We start from the raw sequence: 26,103 nt of genomic DNA on the forward strand, positions 1-26,103 counted from the left end.
CCTTTATATTTTATTATTTAGGGCAAGGTAACCTTGACACGTTTTATACGTTTTTTATCCAATGCTTCAATTGTAAAAACATAGTTTTCAAACTGTATTTTGCTGTTTCGTTTAGGAAAACCTCCAGAATTTTCTAAAATAAAACCAGCAATAGTCTCAGCTTCACCTTTATTGTCTTCAAAAATTGTATCGTTTTCTAACTTAATAATTTTATAAAAATCTTTTAACGCTGTTTTACCTTCAAAAGCATAATTTTTATCATCAAGCTTTGAAAACACTAAGTCTTCGTCATCAAACTCGTCACTAATATCACCTACAATCTCTTCAATAATATCTTCTAATGACACTAATCCAGATGTTCCTCCATACTCATCAACAACTACAGCAAGATGTACTTTTTTCTCTTGGAATTCTGCCATTAAATCGTCCAATTTTTTATTTTCTGGAACAAAAAATGGTGCTCTTAATAAAGTTGTCCAATCAAATGTTTGTTTATCAATATATGGCAATAAATCTTTAACATACAATACGCCAACGATATTATCCATACTATCTTTATATACTGGTATTCTGGAATAACCGTTTTCTATTATTTCTGGAATAATCTCGCTATAAGGTTGCTCTACATTTAAAGCAAAGACATCAATACGTGGTTGCATAACCTGTTTGGTATCTGTATTCCCAAAACTTACAATCCCTTGTAATATTTTTTGTTCTTCTTTAGTGGTGTCATGCTCACTTGTTAGCTCTAATGCTTGTGACAATTGATCTACACTGATATTAGATTTTTGTTTTCCTAATCTATTATGAATTGTCAGCGTAATACTGCGCATTGGCAAACTTAAAGGCGAAAATAATACATCTAAAACACCTAATGGATACGCCATAAACGTCGCAAATTTTAAATTATTTCGACTAGCATAAATCTTAGGTAAAATTTCACCAAAAAGTAATATTAAAAAAGTAATGACTACCACTTCCACTATAAATTTAACTAAAGCAGAGTTTATACCTGCAAACAAATAGTTACCTAAAAAGGCAAACAATATTACAATACCAATATTTATAAAATTATTGGCTACTAAAATGGTTGCTAATAGTTTTTTAGGTCTAACTAGTAGTTTAGAAATTATCTGTATTTGTTTTTTACCTTGTAATGCTTCGTCTTCAAGATCAGATTTTGTTAATGAAAACAATGCCACTTCTGCTCCTGAAATCATAGCAGAACAGATTAACAATACAACTAAAAGTACAAAACCAAGTACAATATTGATATTATCAGAAATTACTAATGCTAAAAAACTCGAGGGTTCAGGATCCATAATCACTTATTAAAACGGTAGATCGTCTTCGCTAGAGGCTGAAGACGTTTGTTTTGGAATATCAGTTTTTGGTGCTTGTTGCTGTTGTTCTGCTGGTGTTGCTGGAGCTGCCTCAGGGTCACGCTTTGTACTTAAAAATGTAAAGTCAGACACTTGTATCTCTGTACTATAACGATCATTCCCAGATTCGTCTTGCCATTTTCTAGTTTTTATGCGTCCTTCAACATAAACCTTATCACCTTTTGTTAGATATTTTTCACAAATTTCAGCAGCTTTATTGCGCACTACTATATTATGCCAATCCGTATTAGTAACACGCTCGTTAGTTTGCTTGCTAACATAAGTCTCGTTGGTTGCTAAAGGAAAACGTCCAACACAACCACCTCCTTCAAAGTAGTGCATTTTAACTTCATCTCCTAAATGCCCAATTAGCATAACTTTATTTAATGTTCCTGACATAAGTAGTGTTTTTTTCTAATACAAAATTACAGCTTTAAGCTTCAATGTAAATAAATTTAATAAAAAATATTGAGGCGTTAACAGTAATGATTTAAAAATTAAATTTTTCGATAAAATTACCTATCAATATTGGTACTGGAAAATCTTTTATTTTATCAAAAGCAATACCTTCTGGAAGGTTACTATCTAACGATACAATCCAAAATTTAGTGTATAAATGCTGATGGGATAATTTATGTACTATTGCTTTTTCGTTATATAAAGACAATTCTAAAAATTGTTCTTTTAATGGTGCAATCAATTTAATTTGCTCCTCAATATTATCAAAAGACGCCTCTTTATCAGTTTCTATTAAAGGAAATTGATATAAATTCTGCCAAATCCCACTACCTAGTCGCTGTTGTAAAACCGTTTTACCATCCTTAGAAAGCATTACAATAAAGTTAAAATACTTCTTGGTAACCTTAGCACTTTTAATATTTACAGGTAAATCAGTAATTACAGCTTTTTCTAAAGCAACACATGTGTTGTTAAAAGGACAATTATTACAATCTGGATTTTTAGGCTTACACAATCTTGCACCAAACTCCATTATGGCTTGATTAAAAGTAGCGGGTTGCTTAACATCAATTAATTGTTGTGCTAACATCTTAAACTCTTTAAAACCTTTACCTGTATTAATAGGAGTGTAAATACCATAAATCCTAGACAACGCTCTATAAACATTACCGTCAACAACTGCAGTAACTTCATTAAAACTAATAGAAGCAATTGCACTTGCTGTATAATCACCTACTCCTTTTAGTTTAATAATGTCATCAAAAGTGTCCGGAAAATGTCCATCAAGCTCATCTACTATGTATTTAGCTGAAGCGTGCAAATTTCGTGCTCTAGAGTAATAACCTAATCCTTGCCATAACTTTAACACCTCTTGTTCCTCAGCCTTAGCTAAGTCAAAAACAGTAGGAAAATTGGTAGTAAAAGCGGTGTAATATGGCAAGCCTTGAACGACTTGTGTTTGTTGTAAAATAATTTCGGAAAGCCAAATATAATAAGGGTTTGTAGTGTTACGCCAAGGCAAATCTCGTTTATTATCTGTGTACCAATTAATTAATTGTTTTGCAAAGTTCATTTATTAGAAAAAAGTAAGAAAAGCAAAAGTAAAGTTTATCGCATTAAATTTTAATGAATTAGGTTTGAAATATTGAATATTAAATGCCTATATTTGCCAACCCTTAGAAAAATTAATAACGCAAACAAGAAAAGAAAATGACTAAAGCTGATTTAGTAACAAAGATTTCTGAAAAATTAGGAATAGAAAAAGGAGATGTTCAGGCAACTGTAGAGACTTTTATGGAAGAAGTTAAGACATCTTTAGAAGGAGGTGATAATGTTTACCTTAGAGGATTTGGTAGCTTTATCATTAAAACAAGAGCAGAAAAAACAGGAAGAAATATTTCAAAAAATACGACTATCAAGATTCCTGCTCACAACATACCAGCGTTTAAACCTGCAAAAGTATTTGTAGAGGGTGTAAAAACTAACGTAGACGTAAAGTAAAAAATATTATAAACGAATTATTAATTTAAAAACATTAACCCTATGCCAAGTGGTAAGAAACGTAAAAGACACAAGGTTGCAACGCATAAGCGTAAAAAACGTAGACGCGCTAATCGTCACAAGAAGAAGAAATAGTACCAAAAAGTAGTTTATATAACTACTTTTTTGGTTTATTAAAATTATCGTTCTTTGAAAATAGAGTTTATTATAAATATGTAAAACCTTGCGTGTTTTTAAACTCAAACGGATTTAAAAAATCCTGTGATTATCATACCTTTTTTTATTTAAAAAAAGGTATGATATATTGTATAATCCATCTATACTTAGTTGTATGGATAAAAATTAACCTTAAATGGATAAAGAATTAATTATTAGATCTAGTCCAGAAGCTGTTGATTTTGCCTTATTAAAAGATGGAAAATTAGTTGAATTACATAAAGAGGAAGATGGGAACAACTTTGCGGTTGGTGATGTGTTTATCGCCAAAATAAGAAAAGCTGTTCCAGGACTAAATGCAGCATTTGTCAATGTTGGTTATGAAAAAGATGCATTTTTGCATTATCATGATTTAGGACCAAAAATGTCATCTCTTTTAAAATTCACAAAAAGTGTAAGCACAGGTAAACTAAAAGATTTTTCTTTAAAGGATTACCCATTTGAAAAAGATATTGATAAAGACGGAAAGATTACTGACGTCTTAAAATCAAATCAGTCTATTTTAGTACAAATAGTTAAAGAACCAATATCTACTAAAGGCCCAAGGATTAGCTCAGAGCTGTCCATAGCTGGTAGATATATTGTTTTAGTGCCATTTTCTGATCGAATTTCTATTTCGCAAAAGATAGAGAGTAAAGAGGAAAAAGAGCGCTTAAAACGCTTGGTAAGGAGTATAACTCCTCCTGGTTTTGGAGTTATTGTACGAACAGTAGCAGAAGGCAAAAAAGTAGCCGAACTAGATAAAGATTTACAAAATTTGCTTAGTCGTTGGACAGCAATGTGTAAAAAATTGCATAAAGCAAATCATCCTACCAAAGTATTAGGTGAGTTAAATAAAGCCTCTTCTATTTTAAGAGATATATTTAACGACACTTTTACAGGGATTCATGTAGATGATGAAGCATTACATGCACAAGTTAAAGATTACGTGCAACAATACGCACCAAAAAAAGAATCAATAGTCAAATTACATCAGTCTAATATTCCTATTTTTGAAAAATTTGGAATAGAAAGACAAATAAAAACTGCTTTTGGTAAGACGGTCTCTATGGCTAAAGGTGCATACCTTGTCATCGAGCATACTGAAGCGCTTCACGTCATTGATGTAAATAGTGGTAATAGATCAAATAAATCAAACTCTCAAGAAGACACAGCACTTGAAGTAAACTTAATATCTGCTTCAGAAGTAGCACGACAATTAAGATTACGTGATATGGGTGGAATTATTGTGATAGATTTTATTGACCTAAATACTGCTGAACATAGAAAAAAACTTTACAATCATCTTCGTGACGAAATGAAAGATGATCGTGCCAAACACAAAATATTACCTCCTAGTAAGTTTGGATTGATTCAAATTACACGTCAAAGAGTAAGACCAGAAATGAATATTAAAACAAGAGAGGAAAATCCTAACAGTTTTAATGGAGAAGAAGTCGAAGCACCAATTAACATTGTGCCTAAAATAACTCACGACATAGAACAAATATTTAAAAAAGACTATAAGAAGGTGACTTTAAACACACATCCTTTTATAGCAGCCTTTTTAACAAAAGGTTTTCCATCAATTCGTTCAAAATGGTTTTTTGAACACAAAAAATGGGTTAAAATACAACCAAGAGATGCTTACACATACCTTGAATATCATTTTGTTGACAAAGATGGTAATCAAATTAAATAATAAAAAAGCCTTACTATGTAAGGCTTTTTTTATGCTTAATATTTAGATTATTAAACATTAAAAATAAAATACATTAAATATTATTTAGTGTATAATATATTTAAATATCAGTTCTTAATTACACACATAAGAATAAAAAAAGCCTTACTATAAGTAAGGCTTTTTTATGGTTTGTTATTTGGTTGTTAATTGTATAGATTACTTTTTAGGACCTCCACTTGTAATAAAAAATTGACTTCTTCTATTAAGTTCGTGTTCTTGATCTGTGCATGGCTTACAGTCTACTGCTGGTTCTGTTTCTCCACGTCCAGAAGCACTAATTCTGCTAGCATCAACTCCTTTAGAGATCACATACTGTATAGTTGTTTGTGCACGTCTTTCAGATAATCCTTGGTTGTACTGGTTAGACCCTCTAAAATCTGTATGAGAAGTAGCTTGTATTACCATATCAGGATACTTGTTCATAACCTGAACTAAGTTATCTAATTCAAAAGCAGCACGTGCAGTAATATTAGATTTATCAAAATCAAAGTATATTGGATTAAGCACCACTTGTTCTGGAGTGATAATCTCTTCAATTGGTTTTAAGTTAACTGTAACAGCAACCTCTTCTTCGTTACTTCCTTTAACAGCTACTTTATTACTTTCATAACCTTCCATTGTAACTTTTAATTCTGTAGGTGTATCACACTCAACAATATACTCCACTTTACCTTCAGTATTAGCTGGTTTAGACGCTAAAACGTTACCATTAGCATCGACTAATGTTGTTAATGCACCTGAAACCGGTTTACCTGTTTTTTCATCTAAAACTGTACCTACTATAAGTACATCACATAATGGTTGTAATTTTTTGATAGCATAAATATCATCACTCCCTTTTCCTCCTTCACGATTTGAAGACACAAAACCTTCTCCAGTTTCTTCGTTCATTCTAAAAGCAAAATCATCACCATTACTGTTAATCGGTATACCAACATTACGTATTGGAGCTAACCTTCCGTCAATCTCTTTGGTATAAAATACATCCATACCTCCAAGACCTAAATGACCTGTAGAAGAAAAATAAAGAGTGTTATTACCACTAACATAAGGGAACATTTCTTGTCCTTCCGTATTAACTTTTTGACCCATATTTACCGGTGTACCAACATTTCCGTTAGCGTCTAAAGTAGCTTTGTAGATATCAAACTTTCCAAATCCACCTGGCATATCACTAGCAAAATAAATTGTAGAACCATCTTGGCTTATTGTTGGGTTTTTAATAGAATAATTTTGGCTATTAATAGGTAATGCTTCAACTTCAGAGAAACCATTACTACCTTTTTTAGCTTTAAATAAGTGTAAGACACTATATTTAGTGTTAGATAGACTGTCTTTTTCGTAAATATTTTCAGAGAAACTTTCTCTAGAGAAAAACATTGTTTTACCATCTGGTGTAAAACTTACAATACCCTCATGGTATTTAGTATTAATTTTACCATCTAATAAGTTTTCTGCTTGGTAACTTCCATCTTCTGCAACAGTATATTCATAGATATCTAAGAAAGGCTCTTCATTCCATCCATAGTTTTTTCTGCTTGCATTTCTAGAAGATGTAATATAAAGTTTGCCATCTTGAAGTGTTCCTCCAAAATCAGACATCTTACTGTTAAGGTCTAAACTTTGTACATTAAACTTTTTACCTTTATCTAAAATTTTTGATAAATAATCAGGATTAGCTTTATACATAACAGCACGATCATCTGCTGGACGCATAGATGCAAACTTATCCATTTGTACGTTAGAAGCTTCGTATTTACCGTTAGCTTTTAGCATTTCAGAATATTTAAATAGCATTTCTGGATCAGAAGCTCCTGCCTCTACAGCCTTAGCATACCATTTTTCAGATTCTAATGTGCTAAAAATATTATAATTAGCTTCAGCTAATCTAGAATATATGTATGCGTTACCTTCTCCTTTTTCAATTAGCTTATTGTAAGCTTCAATAGCATCAACAAATTGAAATTTAGCAAAATGTTTATCGGCTTTTTTTGTCGCATCACTTTGAGCAAACAGACTGGTGCTGCTTAGTAATATCGCGAATATAAATAGTTGTATTTTTTTCATTGTATTGGTTAGCTTATGATTAGAAATAACGTGGTGAACGTGATACTTTTCTTGGAAGATTAATATCAAAGTTGATAAAAATCTCGTGTGATGAGTTGGTTACAACATCTAATTGTGATTGGATACTGTCATACGCATAACCTATTCTTAAATTAGGTGCCACTAAAAAGTTGACCATACCACTAAAAGAATCGTCTAAGCGGTAACCTGCTCCTACTTCTACAAAGTCATACATAAATAAGTTTAAGTTTACATCAAAACTTACTGGCGCATCAAAAGCAACTTTAGCTAAAGCGTGTGGCTTTAGCTTAAAGTTTTCTGATAAATCAAATACGTATCCTGCTGCTCCAAAAAAGTGTTGCGTCTCTGATCCTATTTTAAAGCCATTAGCATCTAAATGCACAGAGTTTAAAATATTAGGCATAGAGGCAGAAATATAAAACTTACTTGGTTTGTAAAAATATAATCCTGCTCCAATATTTGGAGTAACTTCATTAATGTTTTCTGAGAAAAAGGGATCATTAGCATCTATTAAATCTAATTGCGTTAATCCAATGTCATGAAACGTAGCTCCTGCTTTTAATCCAAAGGCTAATTTAGTTTTTGTTCCTACAGGTATGGTATAAGAAAAATCAACATAAGCATTTGTCTCGCTTACTGGTCCTACTTCATCACTTATTAATGATAGTCCCAATCCTACATTCTTACCAACTGGTGAATGTAGGGTTAGTGTTCCTGTAGTTGGTGCTCCTTCTAATCCAACCCATTGGCTTCTGTATAGTGCGCCTATGGCAACACCATCTGTCGATCCTGCATATGCTGGATTAACCACATTCATGTTATACATGTACTGTGTGTACTGTGGATCTTGTTGGGCTTGTACACCTATAAACACTAGGAATACGATATATATTATTTTTTTCATCTGTTTCTTGTTGGTTTTCTAGTTAGTTTATCTGTTTATATATACCCAAGAGGCTTTTGTTTTGTTTCCTTGATACTTCATTACATAGTAGTAAGTTCCAACTGGTAACTCGTCACCTGCGTTAGATTGTCCTTCCCATTCGTTTACATAATTTGTTTTAGAGTAAACTAAAGTACCATTACGGTTGTAAATCTCTAAGCTTTGTACATCAAAACTACTTAAATCAAAATTGTCATTTAATCCTGGTGACACACCTGGAGAGATACCTTGTGGTATTGTACAGTTTTCTAACTCTACTACTGTTACAAATTCTGACTTAGAACATCCTGTATCATTAAATGTAACTTCAATTTCATACTCTCCTTCAGTTAAAACAGTATTTAATGATAAACCTGTTTGACCAGCAATCTCAGCACCTTCGTTGTACCATTTGATACTTACTTCTCCAGCAGCATAATTTTCTGCTTGAGCAGTAATAGTTATTGGTGATGTTGCGTTTGGACAAACCTCATATGGTATATCTAAATTAAAAGTTGTTTCTGGAGTAGCATTAAATATAATATTAAAGTTTGTTACTTTATAACAATCTGTTGCTGCTACATTTTCAACTCTTACAAATATTGTTTCTTGATTTCCTGTGATAGTATAAGCCGAAGGGTTAACTATTGCGTTATCTCCACTAATTGCGTCTGCTTCTAAGTTATGGTACGTTACTACCACTCCTGTTTGAGTTCCTAATATAGTTGCTTCATTTTGTGTTAAATCAAAAACATCATTTCCAGCACCATCATCACAAACTTCTAAGTCCATAGGTTGCGTTGCTTCAGGAGCAGCACTTACCATTAAATTAAAGTTAGTATTAGTTGATGCACAACCAGAATCAGATCCCACAGCATCTACATCTTCCACTCTTACATAGATAGTTGTACCGTCTGTTGCTGTATGTGGCGAAGTTAATGCGCCAATTCCTGCCTGAGCATTAGCTAAAGCCGAGTAATATGTTACTACAAAATCCGCTGGATCTTGAGTTCCTAAAATTGTTGCTGTTTGACTTTCTAAATCAAACACACCGTTTCCAGAACCATCATCACAAACTTCTAAAGCTGGTGCTGGTGCAGCTGTAGCTGAATCGAAGAAATTGATATTAGCAGTTAATGAAGATGTAAAATCATCACAAATTCCACCACCTACAATACATAAATATTGTCCTGAAACTGTAGCTTCAATAGTCGGAGAGTTTACTCCATCTTGATAAATACCATTAACGTACCAATCATAACTATCAACAGCATAAGCTGTTTCTGCAGTCAATGTAACAGATGTTGCTCCACATAAATTGATGTCATCACTTGATCCTTCTGGAGCAGATAATCCTTGCTCAATTAGTATTCCGTCATAATCTAATGCCACCTCACATACTACATCACAATTAGTACCATCTAAAGGACCAGATTGTTGTGTAAACACATAACTACCTGATTGTTGAGAGTAATTTGTAATTAAGATTATATAAATCGAGTTAGCTGGCACACCTGTTAATGTAATAGTTTCTGTTGCAGTAGCAGAGAAACTACAATCTGCAATAGTACCTGGTAACAGGTCAAAACATCCTGCCTCTTGACCTGGAAATGGTCCCCAAACTATAAAGTCAATATCTAATCCTGTTCCAGCAGCATTAGTTTGTGCTAATTGGAATACATAATCACCTGCGTCATCAAATTGAATAGTATTCCATTGTGGATCAGGCTGACTTCCTAAACAATCGTAATCGATATAAGGAGGTGCTACTTGATCTCCTACAATACTAGGATAAAATATTGTTGGATCCGCACATATTGGTAAAGCTTCCGTACAATACGTTGGCACACCTAAAGTCTGAATACATAAATCAAAGTTAATAGTAGTTGCTGTTGTACCAGCAGAAAATACTCTGATGTAATACACATTACCTACAGTTAAGGTTGGTGTAATACTAGCATCATCTGTTGTACAGTATAACTGAGTTAAATCGTTACAGTCTGTACCTAGCTCATACAATGCATGGTCTACGTTAAAACCTCCTGTAACATTTAATATCTGAATTATTTGTTGATCACCTAATGCTGTAAATTGGTACCAAACATCATCATCTGCACTTGTAGTACAAGATCCTGCAGGTAAACCAGAGTCTGTTGCCTCTATTAAAGTTCCAGAATTTACATCGATACAAGACTCACCATTATTAACTAAAGCTACGGTAGCGTTACATGGATTATCATTTGCTGGAGGACATGCTGCTAAAGAAATAGCATTGCTAGTAATTACACAATTAGCATCACTTGTATTAGACACAGTAAAGACAATATCTGTATTAAAAGGATAAGGTCCAAATTGTTCTATTCCTGTTCCAGAAACTGTTACTGGTGGATTACCTTGATTGTCTTCAATAGATAAAGTTGTTGCATCACCTAAAGAAGTAATATCAACATCAACTAAAAACTGATCACCATTTGCACAATCATCTACCACAACAAATGTTGCTGTTGGATTAACACAAGTTGCACAAGTTACTGTTAAACTAATTGAAGTATACGTTGAATTACTTTGACAACTACCACTTCCATCCGATTCTACAGCAAAAGAAATAGTATCTCCTGATGATTGGAATGTTAAACCACCAATTTGACCTCCTACACCATATGGAGTTGCTGCGTTTAAGTTAGTAACTCCGTCAGAATCTAATACAACAACTTCATCCCAAGTATTTTCTACTTGCCCTGCGTTAATTGTTAAATTAAGAGGTGTACCATCTGTTGATGTAAATGTAAATACATTAGTATCATTATTATCATAACAATAATCTATTGTTTGTGGTCCATCCGTAGCACAATCTAAAGTAAAGTTAAATTGTAATAATGTTGAAAAGGTAAACGGTCCAGCCCAAGTACTTGTATCTGCACCACAAACCGATTGTATGTAAATCTCGTAATTTGTTGCTGGATTTAATCCTGTCTCTGAAATTGTGGTTGTTGTTACTAACGTACCAGAAGTTGGTATTCCTGTTCCTGCTGGTTGTATAACATAATTCCATTCTGTCTCTGATCCGTTAGGTATCCATGAAATATCTGCTGAAGTTTCAGTAATTGATGTTGCAGTAATATTACTTGGTGCTACACAAAACGTACCACAAGCTTCTACTCTCACTTGGTCAATTGCCATATCACTTTCCCAAGTATCTCCTGTTCCTACATAGCTAATTTCAATATATACTATCTGTCCTAAGTAGGCGTCTAAATTAACACCAATAGGTACCCAAGCTTCATCTGCTGTTGATTGGTAATCGCCTATCCAAGTATACTCGGTAGTAAAAGGTCCTGTTTGAGAGGTGCTAACACCAATATTCAAAGTTCCCATATTAGAACCAAATGCATGCATCCAAAATGATAATTCTGCACCATCTACTGCTGTAGATAAGTCTATTGCTGGTGTAATTGCAGAGGCTACGTTAGTTGTGTTTCCTGAACCTTCATATTCAAGGTGTGTTCCTGCATTTCCGTCCCATGTAATGTTTGGACCAGTTCCTGTTGAGTTTGCATTTACGGTTGTAATATCCCAATCTCCATTAGTATCTGTAAATGCAGTTCCTGTCCACCCTGCTGGCACATAGTTGGTGTCGTTACCAAAATCTTCTGTAAAGATAAAAGTAGATGCGCCAGAAGTACATGTTACACCTACTGGAGCAGGTGGTGGTGTGTTTAATGTTGTAAAGTTAATTGGTCCTGCCCAAACACTTAATCCATTACCACAATCAGAAAGAATATAAACCTCATTAACTGTACTTGCAGTTAACCCTGTTAATGTATAAGGGTTGGTAGTAATAGGTGTTCCAGATCCCGTTGGTACTCCTGTACCTGCTGGTTGTACTACTATTTCCCAATTTGTTTCACCATTGTTTGCAGTCCATGATACATCTGCAGTTGTGTCTGTAATTGCATCAACAGTTATACCTGTTGGAGCAACACAAAAATCACCACACGTTTCTACTCTCACTTGGTCAATTGCCATATCACTCTCAAAAGTGTCTCCTGTTCCTACATAGCTAATTTCGATATAAATGATTTGACCTAAGTAAGCGTCTAAGTTAATACCAATTGGCACCCAAGCTTCATCTGCTGTTGATTGGTAATCACCTATCCAAGTATATTCTGAAGTAAAAGGTCCTGTTTGAGAAGTGCTAACACCAATATCTAAGGTTCCCATATTATCTCCAAATGCATGCATCCAAAACGATAATTCTGCACCATCTACTGCTGTAGATAAGTCTATTGCTGGTGTAATTGCAGAGGCTACGTTAGTTGTGTTTCCTGAACCTTCATATTCAAGGTGTGTTCCTGCATTTCCATCCCATGTAATGTTTGGACCAGTTCCTGTTGAGTTTGCATTTACTGTTGTAATATCCCAATCTCCATTAGTATCTGTAAATGCAGTTCCTGTCCATCCTGATGGTACATAATTAGTATCATTACCAAAATCTTCTGTAAAAATTATTGTAGAAGATGCGCCAGAAGCACATGATACTCCTACTGGAGCAGGTGGTGGTGTGTTTAATGTTGTAAAGTTTACTGGACCAATCCATACACTATACCCATCAGTACCGCAATTTGCTCTCACGTAAACTTCATATGGTGTGCTAGGTGTCAATCCTGTTGCTGGATATGGTGCGTTTAATGAGGTTACTACACCATCTGTTGTTGGCTCTCCAGTTCCTGCTGGTTGTATCCAAATTTGCCATTCTGTTTCTGTTGATCCAGCATCCCAAGTAATATCTGCTGTTGTATCTCCTGTCGCAGTTGCTGTTACAGCTAATGGGTCTGGACAAGATGGTACTGCGCGTACTTGAAAATTATCTACAAAAACATCGTTATCGTTAGTGTCATCAACTGTACCCTCTGATGCTCTAATACCAAACTGAGCAGTAGTACCAGAATAAGCAGTTAAATTTTGTACTACATGTAATCCTGTTGCAGGAATCACTGAGGTTGCATCAAAAGTTTCTAATACAGTCCATGTTGTACCATTATCTGTAGTAATCATTAATTCTACTGTATCATCAGATCCTAAAGTTCCTGCGGTAGTTGTACTACCAAAAGTCATAACTCCAAAATCAAATTCTACCTGATAAGGAACACCTGTTAAGTCAATTTCTGGACTTAGTAGCCAATCACTTTTAGCAGCAAGCCATAAATTAATCTTATAAGCTCCTGTTGTTCCATTATTTAAATAGCCATCGTTAGTCCATGAAGAAGTTCCTAAATCTCCAGGACCTGTTGTTACATCTCCACTATCTGCTACTTCCCAACAGTTTGCTGGAATGGTTGTAAAGTCTTGTAAGTATGTTGGTGTAAATATTGCACAGTCGGTTGTAAAAGTTATTGGACCTGTCCAAATACTTAAGTCTGCACCACAATTAGCTCTAACATACACTTCGTAGTCTGTAGCAGGAGTTAAGGTATTATCTGTATATAATGTATTGTCTGTTGCTGGAGAACCTGCTCCAGTTGGAGCTCCTGTTCCTGCTGGTTGAACAACTACTTCCCAAGCAGCTTCTGTCCCTCCTAAGGTCCAAGATAAATCTACAGATGTAGATGTTATACCTGCTGCTGTAATAGCAGAAGGATTTGGACAATCCGTGTTAAATATTGAAACATCGTCAAAAGCAAAACCGTCATCTTGACCTGATCCATCAGAAGCAAAAGCAAATCTAAAGATTACATTTGTCTGACCAACTAATCCACCTAATGCATGATTAACATTAATCCATCCATTAGACCCTGTACCATTACGACCAGTCCAACCTTCTTGTTGTCCTCCTGGACCACCGTTAATAGTTCCATCATTGTACCAGTTTGGGTCGCCTAAAGCGCCAACATTCTGCCAAGATGTTCCTCCATCTATTGAACTTTGGAATACAGCACCATCCCAACTAAATTCAGCCTCGTACCATATATTAAATGATACTGTTGGTGCAGTTAAAGAAGACAAGTCAAACACTGGGCTTGTTACAAATGAATCATCATTAGCGTTGTAGTTGCCTGATAAGTTAGTAACCCATGAGTTTGCACCTGAAGCTGCACTATTTATTACTACTGCAGCTGGCAGACCAAGTGCCCAAGTACCATTATTGGTATTGTCGGCTACCCAACCACCATCACCTGCTTCAAAATCTTCTGAATAAGGGTAAGTTGTAATTTGTGAATTAGCTTGCCATCCTATAAATAATAGTAGCAAAGCTAAAATGAACGTAGTTTTTTTCATTAGTTTGAGAAATCGTTAGTTAATTTAATCACCTAAACTAAAAAAAACAACGTGAAAAACTGTTAAAAATGCTATTATAGATTAACTGCTAATTTCATCGATAAAGCGTGTTAAAATAAGCAGTAAAAGCCTACAACAACTAAGGTGCAGGGTTTGGAATTATGGCATGAATATTTTCTATCTGTTCCATTAATTCTTCATTTAATGTTAAATTTATAGAATTAATATTTTCTTTTAACTGAATTAAGCTTGAAGCACCTATAATATTACTAGTTACAAATGGTCGACGATTTACAAATGCTAACGACATTTGGGCCAATGACAGATTGTTTTGCTCGGCTAATTCTAAATATTTTTTTGTTGCTAGTGTAGATTGCTCACTACTATATCTTGCAAATCTTGGAAACAATTTTAATCTAGAATTATCTCCAGCAATACCTTTTACATATTTTCCTGACAACACTCCAAATGCCATAGGAGAATACACTAATAAACCAATATTTTCTCTTAAAGATACCTCAGCCATATCTCCTTCGAAAACACGGTTTAAAAGCGAGTAAGCATTTTGGATGGTTACTGGTCTTGGTAAGTTATTAGTTTTAGCCTCTTCTAGATAACGCATGGTTCCCCAAGCTTTCTCGTTGGACAATCCAATCTCTCTAATTTTTCCTTCTTTTTTCACTTGGTTTAAAGCTTCAAGAACTTCTTTAAAATTATCTGTCCAAGGATCGTTTGGGTTATGCTTGTAGTCTCTAACTCCAAAGGTATTGGTTTGACGTTCTGGCCAATGTAATTGATACAGATCTATATAGTCTGTTTGTAATCTTTTTAACTCTAAATCTACAGCCTCTTTAATTGATTCTGCTGTAAAACCTGTTGTACGTATATGTGCTGTATAATCTCCTGTTCCTGCTATTTTTGAGGCAACAACTATATCTTCTCTTTTTTTATTTTTAAGCCATGTCCCAATAATCTTACTTGTCCTTCCTGATGTTTCGGCTGTTGCTGGAACAGGATACAGCTCTGCTGTATCAATAAAATTAACACCTTGCTCCACTGCATAATCTAATTGTGCATGACCTTCGGCTTCGGTATTTTGATTTCCAAAAGTCATTGTGCCTAAACATATTTTACTGACTTTTATGTTTGTATTTGGAAGTGTTGTGTATTTCATCGATTTGATTGTTTAGCTTTTAAACAAATATAAAAAGACCTTTAATTATTGTTAGTAATTAAAGGTCAAATGTTTGTTAAGGTTTGCGTTAAGGATAGAAGTGGCATCCTTTTTTTGCTGCCATATATGGCAAAAAAAGATATAACGGATAGCCTGACCCTTGTGGTAACGCGCTTAAATTAATTATTTAACAGGTTGGTAATCTTGTCTAATTTTGGTGTTAAAATAACCTCGATACGACGGTTTTTAGCTTTACCTTCTGCTGTTGTATTTGGTGCAATTGGAGCAAACTCGCCACGACCTGCAGCTGTTAAGTTATCCGCTTTAATATTTGTATTTTCTTGTAGAATGGTTACAATTGCTGTGGCGCGTTTTGTTGACAAGTCCCAGTTGTTACTTATGTTTCCTTTTGGTGGATATGGTGCGTTATCTGTATGTCCTTCTATCAGTACTGAGATTTCTGGGTTGTCACCTAATACGGTTCCTAATTGTTGTACTGCCTTACGACCTTGTGTACCAACTGCCCAACTACCTGACTCAAAAAGTAATTTGTTTTCCATTGAGACGTATACTTTACCGTTGCGTTGCTCTACAGTTAGTCCTTTACCTTCAAAGTCTGTTAAGGCACTTGATATTGCATTTTTAAGTGCTGTCATCTCTGCTTCCTTAGATGCGATAATGCTTTCTAGATCTGCTACACGTTGCGAGCGTGCCTCTAACTCTTTTTTAAGCTGTGCTAGTCTTGCGTTTTCTGCAGCTAATGCCTGCTCTTTAGTTTCTAGTTGCGCTAATAACTCTCTGTTTTTTTGTGTGTTTGCAGCAATTGCAGAACTGCTATTAGCATCTAACGCGTCGTAAGAAGCCTTTAGGGCATCATATTTATTTTGTGCTACTGCATAATCTGTTTCTAGTTGGTCACGACGTTTTACTGCCTCATCATATTTTGCTTGTAGTTGTGCTAAATCATTACTAGCTTTATTTTTAGCTTTTAATAAGTCATTGTTTTCATCTTTTAGGTTTCTGTTTTCTTTTTTTAAGGTTGCATATTTACCTTCTAACTCCTTATACACTTTTGGAGATACGCAACTGGTTGCTATAAGCACTAATAGGATTACTGAAATTCTGTTTTTCATTTTTATTATTTGGGATTATGATTCAATTTCGACTAAAATAGGACAATGGTCACTATGTTTAGCTTCTGGTAATATAACTGCTCTTTTTATTTTTTGTTGTAATGGTTGGCTAACCATTGCATAATCTAAACGCCAACCTTTGTTATTGGCTCTTGCATTTGCACGATAGCTCCACCAAGAATACTCTTGACGCTCAGGGTTTAAGTATCTAAACGAGTCTATAAAACCTGAGTCTATAAAATCGCCTAACCACTCACGCTCTTCCGGTAAAAAACCAGAAACACCTTTCATTTTAGGGTTGTGGATATCAATTTCTTCATGACATATATTGTAATCTCCGCAAACGACTAAATTGGGTAACGTATCTGTTAATTTATTTAGATATTTTTGGATTAAATCCATGTAATCAAACTTATGCTCTAATCTTGCAGCATTGGTACCAGAAGGTAAATACATGCTCATAATTGAAACATTGTCATAATCGACACGAAGGTTACGTCCTTCAAAATCCATAGACTCTATTCCTGTACCATACTCTATATGATTAGGTTTGGTTTTACACAACACAGCAACACCACTATAGCCTTTTTTTTGAGCGCTAAACCAGTAGTTATAATGGTAACCAGCGTCTTTAAACAAATCTAAATCCAACTGTTCTTCCATTGCTTTTATCTCTTGCAAACAAATCACATCAGGATTGGCGCTTTGTAACCAATCTATAAATCCTTTGTTGATTGCTGCTCTAATTCCGTTAACGTTATATGAGATAATTTTCATGTGTATTAGTTTGTTGTTTTTGTTTATTACCTAACTTTTTAATAAGCCAGTATAGTACTAAAAATATTTGTTTCTGCTAAATTAAATAATGCTTTACTTTTACAAGATGAATTACGCCATTTTTACTGAAAAAATATTAACAAAATAATCTAGTTATATTGGTGTTATAGATATAGATGAAATTAACCATTACTTGTTTTTTTATTTTCTTCGGAATTTTTGCGTTTGCGCAAGAACATACTAATGGGTCAAACCGAAAAGTTTTTGCTAATAGTAAAACCATCCAAATTGACAGTGTAAGTATTAATAACATTGGTTTTAAAATTGAAACCAAAGCAGGTACTGTTATAGACACAAGTTATTATAAAGTAGACTTTGGAAAATCAACACTTACATTTTTAAAACCTATTACCACAGATTCTGTAATAATAAATTACCAAAGTTATCCTGAATTTTTAACCAAAACCTACAAACAGTTTGACAAAAGTGTTATAGTTGAAAACACAGACAACATAAATAAACTAGTCCAACTAACACAACCTAACACTAACAACAGCTACAAACCATTTGATGGTTTAACAACCTCTGGAAGCATTAGTCGTGGTGTAACTATTGGTAATAATCAAAACTCGGTTTTAAACAGTGAACTTGATTTACAAATTACAGGAAAACTAAACGATAACGTCTCGCTTCGAGCCAGCATACAAGACGCCAATATACCTTTACAAGAAACTGGTTACTCGCAACGTTTGGACGAGTTTGACCAAGTCTTTTTAGAATTATTTTCTGACGATTGGGCTATTCGTGCTGGAGATATAGATTTAATTAATGACCAATCCTACTTTGCATCCTTTACAAAGCGCGTACAAGGATTACAAGTCAAAGCTAAATTTGGAGACGACGACCAACAGACTAACGTATTTGCATCTGGCGCTTTAGTGCGTGGTCAATTTACCAATTATCAATTTACTGCTCAAGAAGGTAACCAAGGTCCTTACAAACTGCAAGGTCCAAACGGAGAATTATTTGTACTAATTGTCTCTGGTAGCGAAACCGTTTATGTAAATGGTGTAGCATTAAAGCGTGGCGAAAACGAAGATTATATTATAGATTATAACGCAGGCGAAATTATTTTTAATGCCACTTACCCAATGACTTCCGAGATGAGAATTAGCATAGATTTTCAATACTCTGAAAGAAATTACTCTAGAATTGTAGCTTATGGTGGTGGAAATCATGAAAGCGAAAAACTAAAATTAGGCGTGTCAGTGTATTCTGAAAATGACTCAAAAAACAATCCTTTACAACAAAACCTATCGCAAGAACAAGTGGCAATTTTAAGTAGCGCAGGAGACGACTCACAACAAATGGTTGCCTTGTCTGAAGTGCCAGAAACCTACAATGAGAATAGGATTTTATATAAAAAAGAAGATTTTAATGGTGACACTATTTATGTGTTTTCCAACAATCCAGACGACACCTTATTTGGTGTTACGTTTACATTAGTTGGAGACAATCAAGGTGATTATATTTTATCTTCTAGCAATGCTATAAATAACATTTATCAATTTACGCCACCTATTGCAGGCGTAAAACAAGGTAATTACGCACCAATTATACAATTAGTAGCGCCAACATTATTGCAAATAGCAACCGTAAACGGAGTTTATCAACCTACTAAAAAGACAAAAGTTGGTTTTGAAGTTGCTGCCAGCAAAAACGATCTAAACCTATTTTCTAGTCTAGACGATGCCAACAATAATGGCTTAGCCACCAAATTAACAGTAGAGCAAAACGTAATTAAAAATGATAGTCTATGGAATGTAAATGCGGTTTTTGATGCAGATTATATTCAACAAAATTTTAAAACCATACAACGTTTGTATGCTCCAGAATTTAATCGTGATTGGAATTTAAGCCAAGACAATTCAAACCTACTAAATGTCAACCTTGGTAACCAAGCGTTAATTTCTGCAGGATTACAAAGTTATCACTATAAAAAAGGACAAATCAATTATAATTTTCAACATTTAAATTACTCCGAAAATTTTAATGGTAATAAACACAATTTAATCGCTAATTTAAACTTTGGCAAAACACGATTACAATCCAACTCTAGTATACTAAAGGCAAACGGAATGCTAAATTCTTCTAAGTTTTTTAGAACCTACAACAAAGCCATCTACAACTTAAAAAAGCAATGGATTGGAACAGGTTTTTCCGCAGAAGAAAACAAAGAACGTATTAACCAAACACAACAATTTACTAACTTAACACAACGTTTTACTACCTATGAAGCTTTTACAGGTATTGGTGATAGTACAAATGTCTACGCAGAAGTTGGCTATAAATATCGTGTTAATGACAGTTTACGTAACGGTAAACTAGATCGTGTAAACAGCTCAAACACATTTTATTTAGACACTAGATTACTTAAAAACGAAAAAACAAATCTGTCCTTATATGTTAATTACAGAACTTTAAAAAATGAAGACCAAGAGCAACCAAACGAAAACTCATTAAACTCTCGCCTATTATTTAATCAGCGTTTTTTAAAAAATGGTATTATTTGGAACACTGCTTTTGAAACTAATTCCGGAACCTTACCTCAACAAGATTTTACTTATGTGCAAGTCGAACCTGGTCAAGGTGCGTATACATGGATAGATTATAATGAAAACGGAATCCAAGAACTTGAAGAGTTTGAAATAGCACAATTCCAAGATCAAGGTGAATATATTAGAGTCCTTTTACCTAATCAAGTGTTTATTAAAACACATCAAAATAGGTTAAGTCAAACCATTACATTAAACCCTATTGACTGGGTAAACGCAGAGAGTAAAACCAAAAAAATAGTCTCTAAGTTTTATAATCAAAGTAGTTATTTAATTGATCGAAAAATTATACGTGACGATGCTGATTTTGATTTAAATCCATTTAAGCAAGGCGAAGACAACCAACTAGGACTAACACTTAATTTTAGAAATGTCTTATTTTTTAATCGCGGAAAACAACGTTACACCACGTCTTACACCTATTTATGGAATAGTAGCGAAAACACATTAAGCTTCGGGTTTATAGAGAACAATCTTAAAAGTCATCAGTTAAATTTTATACACAAAATTAAAAATAGTTGGCTAGTAACTTTGACCTCTGCATTGGAACAACAATTTAGTAACAGTGAAAATTTCAGTAGTAAAAACTTTGATATTGACACCAATAAACTCAACCCTAAGTTATCCTATTTATTAAACGATAATGTGCAGTTTGATGTGTTTTATCAATTTACAAACAAAGACAATACTATTAACAATCTAGAGACCTTAAAACAACAAAAATATGGTCTTTCTTTTGCATACTCCCCAAAAGGAAATGCGCAAGTTGGTGCCATTTCTGGCGAATTTAATGTTTTTAACAACACCTTTGAAGGTAACGCTAACAGTCCTGTCGCTTTCCAAATGCTTGAGGGTTTACAACCCGGAAAAAACTTTACTTGGACCTTATTAGCACAAAAAAAACTAACCAAATTTTTAGATTTAAACCTAACGTATTTTGGACGTAAAACTGAAACTAGCAAGACCATCCACACCGGAAATGTGCAACTAAAAGCTTATTTTTAAACCATTTGTAACTTTTGTTACCATAAGACACATCTAATTTTGTAAATTTGATTGTTATTATGAGCAAAATTCTAGCCATCACCTATTCACTTTTGATTCTCGTGCAGAGTTTCAACATAAACTTGGAAGATATTTCCAAGTTTAGTGCGTTGCTAGAGCATGCCGAATTCCATCAAGAAATGTATGGTGATACGTTTTTTGAGTTTTTAGCAGAACATTATGGAGACGCTAGAGATACGCATGATAACGAGCATAAGGAACATAAAGACCTTCCGTTTAAGGATAGCCATCATATGTGTACACATATTAATACCTCTTTTATAGGTATTGCAAACAACTTCGAGATTAACTACCAAGAGTTTATTGAAATCCCTTTTAACTTTCATTACAACGAAACAGTAACAGACGCTGTTAAAACTTCTATTTTTCAGCCACCCAGAGCTTCATAATTCAATTTAGATCTTAATCCTATTTACTTAAAATAGGCATTTTATTATTTCTTAATTTTTATGAATTATGTTAGAAAACATCATAAAATTCAGCTTAAAAAACAAGCTGATAATTTTCCTTTTTACAGCCTTTATTATAGGTTTTGGTATTTTCTCATTAACCAAAATACCCATTGGCGCAGTGCCAGACATTACCAATAACCAAGTACAAGTTATTACCACATCACGTAATTTATCTACGCAAGATGTGGAGCAATTTATAACTTATCCTGTGGAGCTAGAAATGGCTAATTTACCTGGCGTTGAAGAGATTCGTTCGGTTTCAAAATTTGGATTATCCGTAGTAACCATCGTTTTTAATGATGACATGGGAACCTTTTTACCAAGACAGCTTATTGCTGAAAAAATAAAATCGGCTTCCGAGAAAATACCAGAAGGTTTTGGCGCTCCAGAAATGGGACCAATAACGACTGGTTTGGGCGAAATTTACCAATACATTTTAGATGTAAAATCTGGGTACGAAAACAAATACACTACAACCAATTTACGTACCATTCAAGATTGGATTGTCAAACGTCAATTATCAGGAATTCCTGGAGTGGTTGAAGTAAATACTTGGGGCGGATTTTTAAAGCAATACGAAGTTGCTATCAACCCAAACAAATTAACAGCAATGAATATTTCTATTGCAGAAATTTACGAGGCATTAGAAAAAAACAATAGTGTGTCTGGTGGTGGTTATATCGAAAAAAATGACCAAGCTTTTTTTATTCGTGGTGAAGGTTTAGTAAGCTCTTTAGAAGACATTAAAAACATAGTCGTTAAAAATGATGGCGCACCAATTTACATTAAAGATGTTGCTAATGTTGGTTTTGGAAGTGCAACACGCTTTGGAGCCATCACAGGAAATGGTGAAGGCGAAAAAGTATTAGGCCAAATCATGATGCTTAAAGATGGTAACTCTAAAGAAGTTATTGACACTGTTAAGGAGCGTGTCGCATCTATACAAAGTATATTACCAGAAGGCGTTTATATAAATGGCTTTTTAGAACGAAGCGAACTGATTGGAAAAACAACATTTACCGTTGCCGAAAACTTAATTCTAGGATCATTAATTGTCATTTTTGTGGTGGTTTTACTACTTGGTAATTGGCGTTCAGGCTTAGTAGTTGCTTCGGTTATACCGCTAAGTTTATTGTTCGCAATAATATTAATGCGTCAATTTGGTGTCGATGCCAACTTAATGAGTTTAGGTGCAATAGATTTTGGAATTATCATTGATGGTGCAGTTATTATTGTCGAGTTTATTGCGTTTCAAATTATGTCTAAAGCGTCGCATCTTTCAGAAATAAATAAAAACGAAAAACAAGCCGAAATTGACCAAATAACACTAAAAAGCGCCTCAAAAATGATGAATTCTGCCATTTTTGGGCAATTAATAATCTTAATCGTGTTTATTCCAATCTTGTCTTTAAGTGGTATTGAAGGCAAAATGTTTAAACCTATGGCAATGACGTTTAGCTTTGCATTAATTGGCGCCATGATTTTGTGTTTAACGTATGTTCCCGTCGTGTCTTCCTTATTTTTAAAACCTAGTAAACAGTCCGCAAAAAACATTTCAGTTAGACTAATGAAATCTCTAAATAAAGGCTACCAACCTATTATTAATTGGGCTTTGTCTAACAAAAGAATAGTAGTTGTATTATCTACTTTTTTATTAGCCTCAAGTGTTTGGGTTTTTAGTAAAATGGGTGGCGAATTTGTACCCACTTTAGACGAAGGTGATTTTGTTATTCAACCTGTTTTAAAAACAGGAACTTCGCTTGGAAAAACGATAGAAATTACAACAAGAATTGAACAGATTCTATTAAAAAACTTCCCAGAAGTAGACCAAGTAGTCACACGTATTGGAGCTGCCGAAGTCCCAACTGACCCAATGTCTATGGAAGAAAGTGACGTGATTATTAAACTAAAACCTAAAAAAGAGTGGACCTCTGCAAAAAGCAAAGATGAATTAGCCGATAAATTTAAAGAAGCCTTAACCGTAATTCCAGGAATGGAAGTAGAATTTACGCAGCCTATAGAAATGCGATTTAACGAGCTAGTTACAGGTGTTCGTGCTGATGTAGCTATTAAAATTTTTGGAGAAAATTTAACCGTTTTGGCTAATAAAGCAGATGAAATTAAAAGACTAATTGAAAATGTAGAAGGTGCTGCAGATATTTCAGTAGAAAAAGTAGAAGGCTTACCACAAATGAGTGTGAAATTTAACCGAAGCAAAATAGCGCGTTACGGACTTAATATTTCCGACTTAAACGATGTGATCTCAATGGGATTTGCTGGTAAAACAGCAGGAAGTGTTTTTGAAGGTGAAAAACGTTTTGACTTAGTCCTTAGACTTCAAGAAAATAACAGGAAAAACATTGAAAGTCTTCAAAACTTATATGTAGACACACCAAACGGAAACAAAATTCCGCTTAGCGAATTAGCAGAAATCAACTATACAACTGGTCCAGCACAAATATCTAGAGACGACACCAAACGTCGCATTGTGGTTGGTATTAACGTTAGAAACCGAGATTTACAATCTGTAGTAAACGACGTGCAACAAATAATTGATAGCAAACTAAAACTACCTGTTGGCTACACTATTACGTATGGCGGACAATTTGAGAACCTTCAAAGTGCAAAAGACCGTTTATTAGTGGCTGTTCCTGTAGCTTTAGTATTAATATTTATTCTGCTTTATTTTGCATTCAACTCGGTTAAAGAAGCACTAATTGTGTATTCTGCAATTCCATTATCTGCGGTTGGTGGTATCCTTTTATTATGGTTAAGAGATTTACCTTTTAGTATATCTGCAGGTGTTGGTTTCATTGCCCTATTTGGAATTGCAGTACTAAACGGAATTGTATTAATCGAGCATTTTAAAGCGCTTAAAGCGGAAGGCTTTAGCAATATAACCGATCGTATTAAAAAAGGAACATCAGAACGTTTACGACCAGTTTTACTTACAGCAGCAGCTGCTGCTTTAGGATTTTTACCCATGGCTATTTCTACAAATGCTGGTGCAGAAGTACAGCGTCCTTTAGCAACTGTTGTTATTGGTGGTTTGTTTACTGCAACCTTACTAACCTTAGTTGTTTTACCAGTTTTATACGCTTGGTTTGAAGAAAAAAATGCATTAAAAATGAAGAAAAAATCAATAGTTACAATCATTATTTTGTTTTTAACTTTTAGTATTCAAGCACAAAACAACCCTTTAACTATTAAACAGACTTTAGCTTTAGCTATTGAAAACAATGCGAATTTAAAAGCTGAAAACTTAAAAATTGACCAATCCAATGCTTTAGTTGGTTCAGCCTTAACGTTTGATAAAACGAGTGTTTATTATAACTATGACGAAAGTAATTTAGCGATAAACAATCAACCTCTTAAAGTTTTTGGAATCTCACAAGACTTTAAATTCCCAACGGTTTATTTTGCTGAAAAGAAAGTAAACGAATCTAAAGTTGGTTTGCAAGAAGCTAATTTCAGTTTGCAATTACAGCAATTAAAAAAACAAGTGTACGCCAATTACTATCAGTTAAGTTATGCTAAAAACAAAGCCAAAAATTATAAATATTTAGATAGTTTGTATAAAGATTTTGCACAAAAAGCAAAACGTAGATTTGAGTTAGGCGAAACTAATTATCTAGAAATGATTACCGCACAATCCAAACAGAAACAATTAGAAACACTTTATAAACAATCGCTGCAAGAGGTGACATTATACAACCAACAGCTTAAAAAGATAGTGCAAGTAGATTCTCTTACTATTGAAGACGGATTACTAAAAAAACTAGAAATAGAACAATTATCTGCTAATCAAAATGTCGGATTATCCGTTTTTGATGCCACTATTAATTATCAAAAAGCACAAACTAAATTAGAAAAACAAAGCTTACTTCCTGATTTAAATGCGGAATATTTTCAAGGTACAAATAGCACTCTAAACGACAATATTAAAGGCTATCAATTAGGTCTTAAAATCCCAATTTTATTTGGTGGTCAACGTTCAAAAATTAAAGCTTCTAAAATTGCACAAGATATTATTGCCGAACAAAAACAAGATTATCAAATTAAATTAAATGCAGAATATCAATCGTTATTGGCCAAGCTTCAGCAGTATGAAGACGCTATTAATTATTATGAAACGCAAGGAAAAACCCTTTCCGAAGAAATTATAAAAACAGCAAACAGAACTTTTAAAGAAGGTGAAATTGATTTCTTTCAATATATCCAAAGTTTAGAAACAGCAAAAGACATTCAGCTTAGTTATTTAGAGCAATTAAATCAATACAATCAAACCGTAATTACCATCAATCATTTAACACTATAAAGA

Annotated in this window: 14 protein-coding genes; 5 read left to right on the forward strand and 9 right to left on the reverse strand. The window is 34.0% G+C overall.

The window, feature by feature from the left end; all coding sequences use genetic code 11:
- Window positions 1-17: 17 nt before the first annotated feature.
- The 3 genes from AC0L3M_RS10835 to mutY form a co-directional block, all read right to left on the reverse strand.
- Entirely contained in the window at window positions 18-1,322 is a 1,305-nt protein-coding gene (locus AC0L3M_RS10835; RefSeq protein ID WP_145004254.1) for a gliding motility-associated protein GldE, read from the reverse strand.
- A 9-nt stretch (window positions 1,323-1,331) separates the two neighbouring features.
- Window positions 1,332-1,781 (reverse strand): single-stranded DNA-binding protein, encoded by a 450-nt coding sequence (locus AC0L3M_RS10840; RefSeq protein ID WP_473430747.1) that lies wholly within the window; start codon window positions 1,779-1,781, stop codon window positions 1,332-1,334.
- Window positions 1,782-1,872: 91 nt separating this feature from the next.
- Entirely contained in the window at window positions 1,873-2,913 is a 1,041-nt protein-coding gene (gene mutY, locus AC0L3M_RS10845; protein WP_473430748.1) for an A/G-specific adenine glycosylase, read from the reverse strand.
- A gap of 137 nt (window positions 2,914-3,050) precedes the next feature.
- Between mutY and AC0L3M_RS10850 the strand changes: the two genes are divergently transcribed.
- Both AC0L3M_RS10850 and AC0L3M_RS10855 read left to right on the forward strand, forming a co-directional pair.
- On the forward strand, window positions 3,051-3,341 hold the full coding sequence (locus tag AC0L3M_RS10850; protein WP_028283181.1) for an HU family DNA-binding protein: 291 nt from the start codon (window positions 3,051-3,053) through the stop codon (window positions 3,339-3,341).
- Between the two features lie 352 nt (window positions 3,342-3,693).
- Window positions 3,694-5,238, forward strand: coding sequence for an Rne/Rng family ribonuclease (locus AC0L3M_RS10855; protein WP_145004263.1), 1,545 nt, complete (start codon window positions 3,694-3,696; stop codon window positions 5,236-5,238).
- Between the two features lie 198 nt (window positions 5,239-5,436).
- On the opposite strand, the gene AC0L3M_RS10860 is transcribed toward AC0L3M_RS10855, so the two are convergent.
- The 6 genes from AC0L3M_RS10860 to AC0L3M_RS10885 form a co-directional block, all read right to left on the reverse strand.
- Window positions 5,437-7,347: an OmpA family protein gene (locus AC0L3M_RS10860; RefSeq protein WP_473430749.1), complete on the reverse strand. Its 1,911-nt coding sequence runs from the start codon at window positions 7,345-7,347 to the stop codon at window positions 5,437-5,439.
- A gap of 19 nt (window positions 7,348-7,366) precedes the next feature.
- Window positions 7,367-8,272 (reverse strand): PorP/SprF family type IX secretion system membrane protein, encoded by a 906-nt coding sequence (locus tag AC0L3M_RS10865; protein WP_473430750.1) that lies wholly within the window; start codon window positions 8,270-8,272, stop codon window positions 7,367-7,369.
- 27 nt (window positions 8,273-8,299) lie between these two features.
- On the reverse strand, window positions 8,300-14,566 hold the full coding sequence (locus AC0L3M_RS10870) for a fibronectin type III domain-containing protein (RefSeq protein WP_473430751.1): 6,267 nt from the start codon (window positions 14,564-14,566) through the stop codon (window positions 8,300-8,302).
- Between the two features lie 139 nt (window positions 14,567-14,705).
- Entirely contained in the window at window positions 14,706-15,740 is a 1,035-nt protein-coding gene (locus AC0L3M_RS10875) for an aldo/keto reductase (protein ID WP_473430752.1), read from the reverse strand.
- Window positions 15,741-15,919: 179 nt separating this feature from the next.
- Entirely contained in the window at window positions 15,920-16,873 is a 954-nt protein-coding gene (locus AC0L3M_RS10880) for an OmpA/MotB family protein (RefSeq protein ID WP_292942968.1), read from the reverse strand.
- Window positions 16,874-16,888: 15 nt separating this feature from the next.
- The gene (locus tag AC0L3M_RS10885) at window positions 16,889-17,650 is read right to left on the reverse strand and encodes an exodeoxyribonuclease III (protein WP_473430753.1); all 762 of its coding nucleotides are present in this window, start codon (window positions 17,648-17,650) and stop codon (window positions 16,889-16,891) included.
- 176 nt (window positions 17,651-17,826) lie between these two features.
- On the opposite strand from AC0L3M_RS10885, the gene AC0L3M_RS10890 reads away from it, so the two are divergent.
- From AC0L3M_RS10890 to AC0L3M_RS10900, 3 genes are all read left to right on the forward strand, one after another.
- Window positions 17,827-21,270, forward strand: coding sequence for a hypothetical protein (locus AC0L3M_RS10890; protein ID WP_473430754.1), 3,444 nt, complete (start codon window positions 17,827-17,829; stop codon window positions 21,268-21,270).
- A 122-nt stretch (window positions 21,271-21,392) separates the two neighbouring features.
- A complete protein-coding gene (locus tag AC0L3M_RS10895; protein WP_473430755.1) occupies window positions 21,393-21,719 on the forward strand; it encodes a hypothetical protein in 327 nt (108 codons plus the stop codon).
- 67 nt (window positions 21,720-21,786) lie between these two features.
- On the forward strand, window positions 21,787-26,100 hold the full coding sequence (locus tag AC0L3M_RS10900; RefSeq protein ID WP_473430756.1) for a CusA/CzcA family heavy metal efflux RND transporter: 4,314 nt from the start codon (window positions 21,787-21,789) through the stop codon (window positions 26,098-26,100).
- Window positions 26,101-26,103 lie beyond the last annotated feature (3 nt).

It is taken from the genome of Olleya sp. KJ81-1, assembly GCF_055808135.1.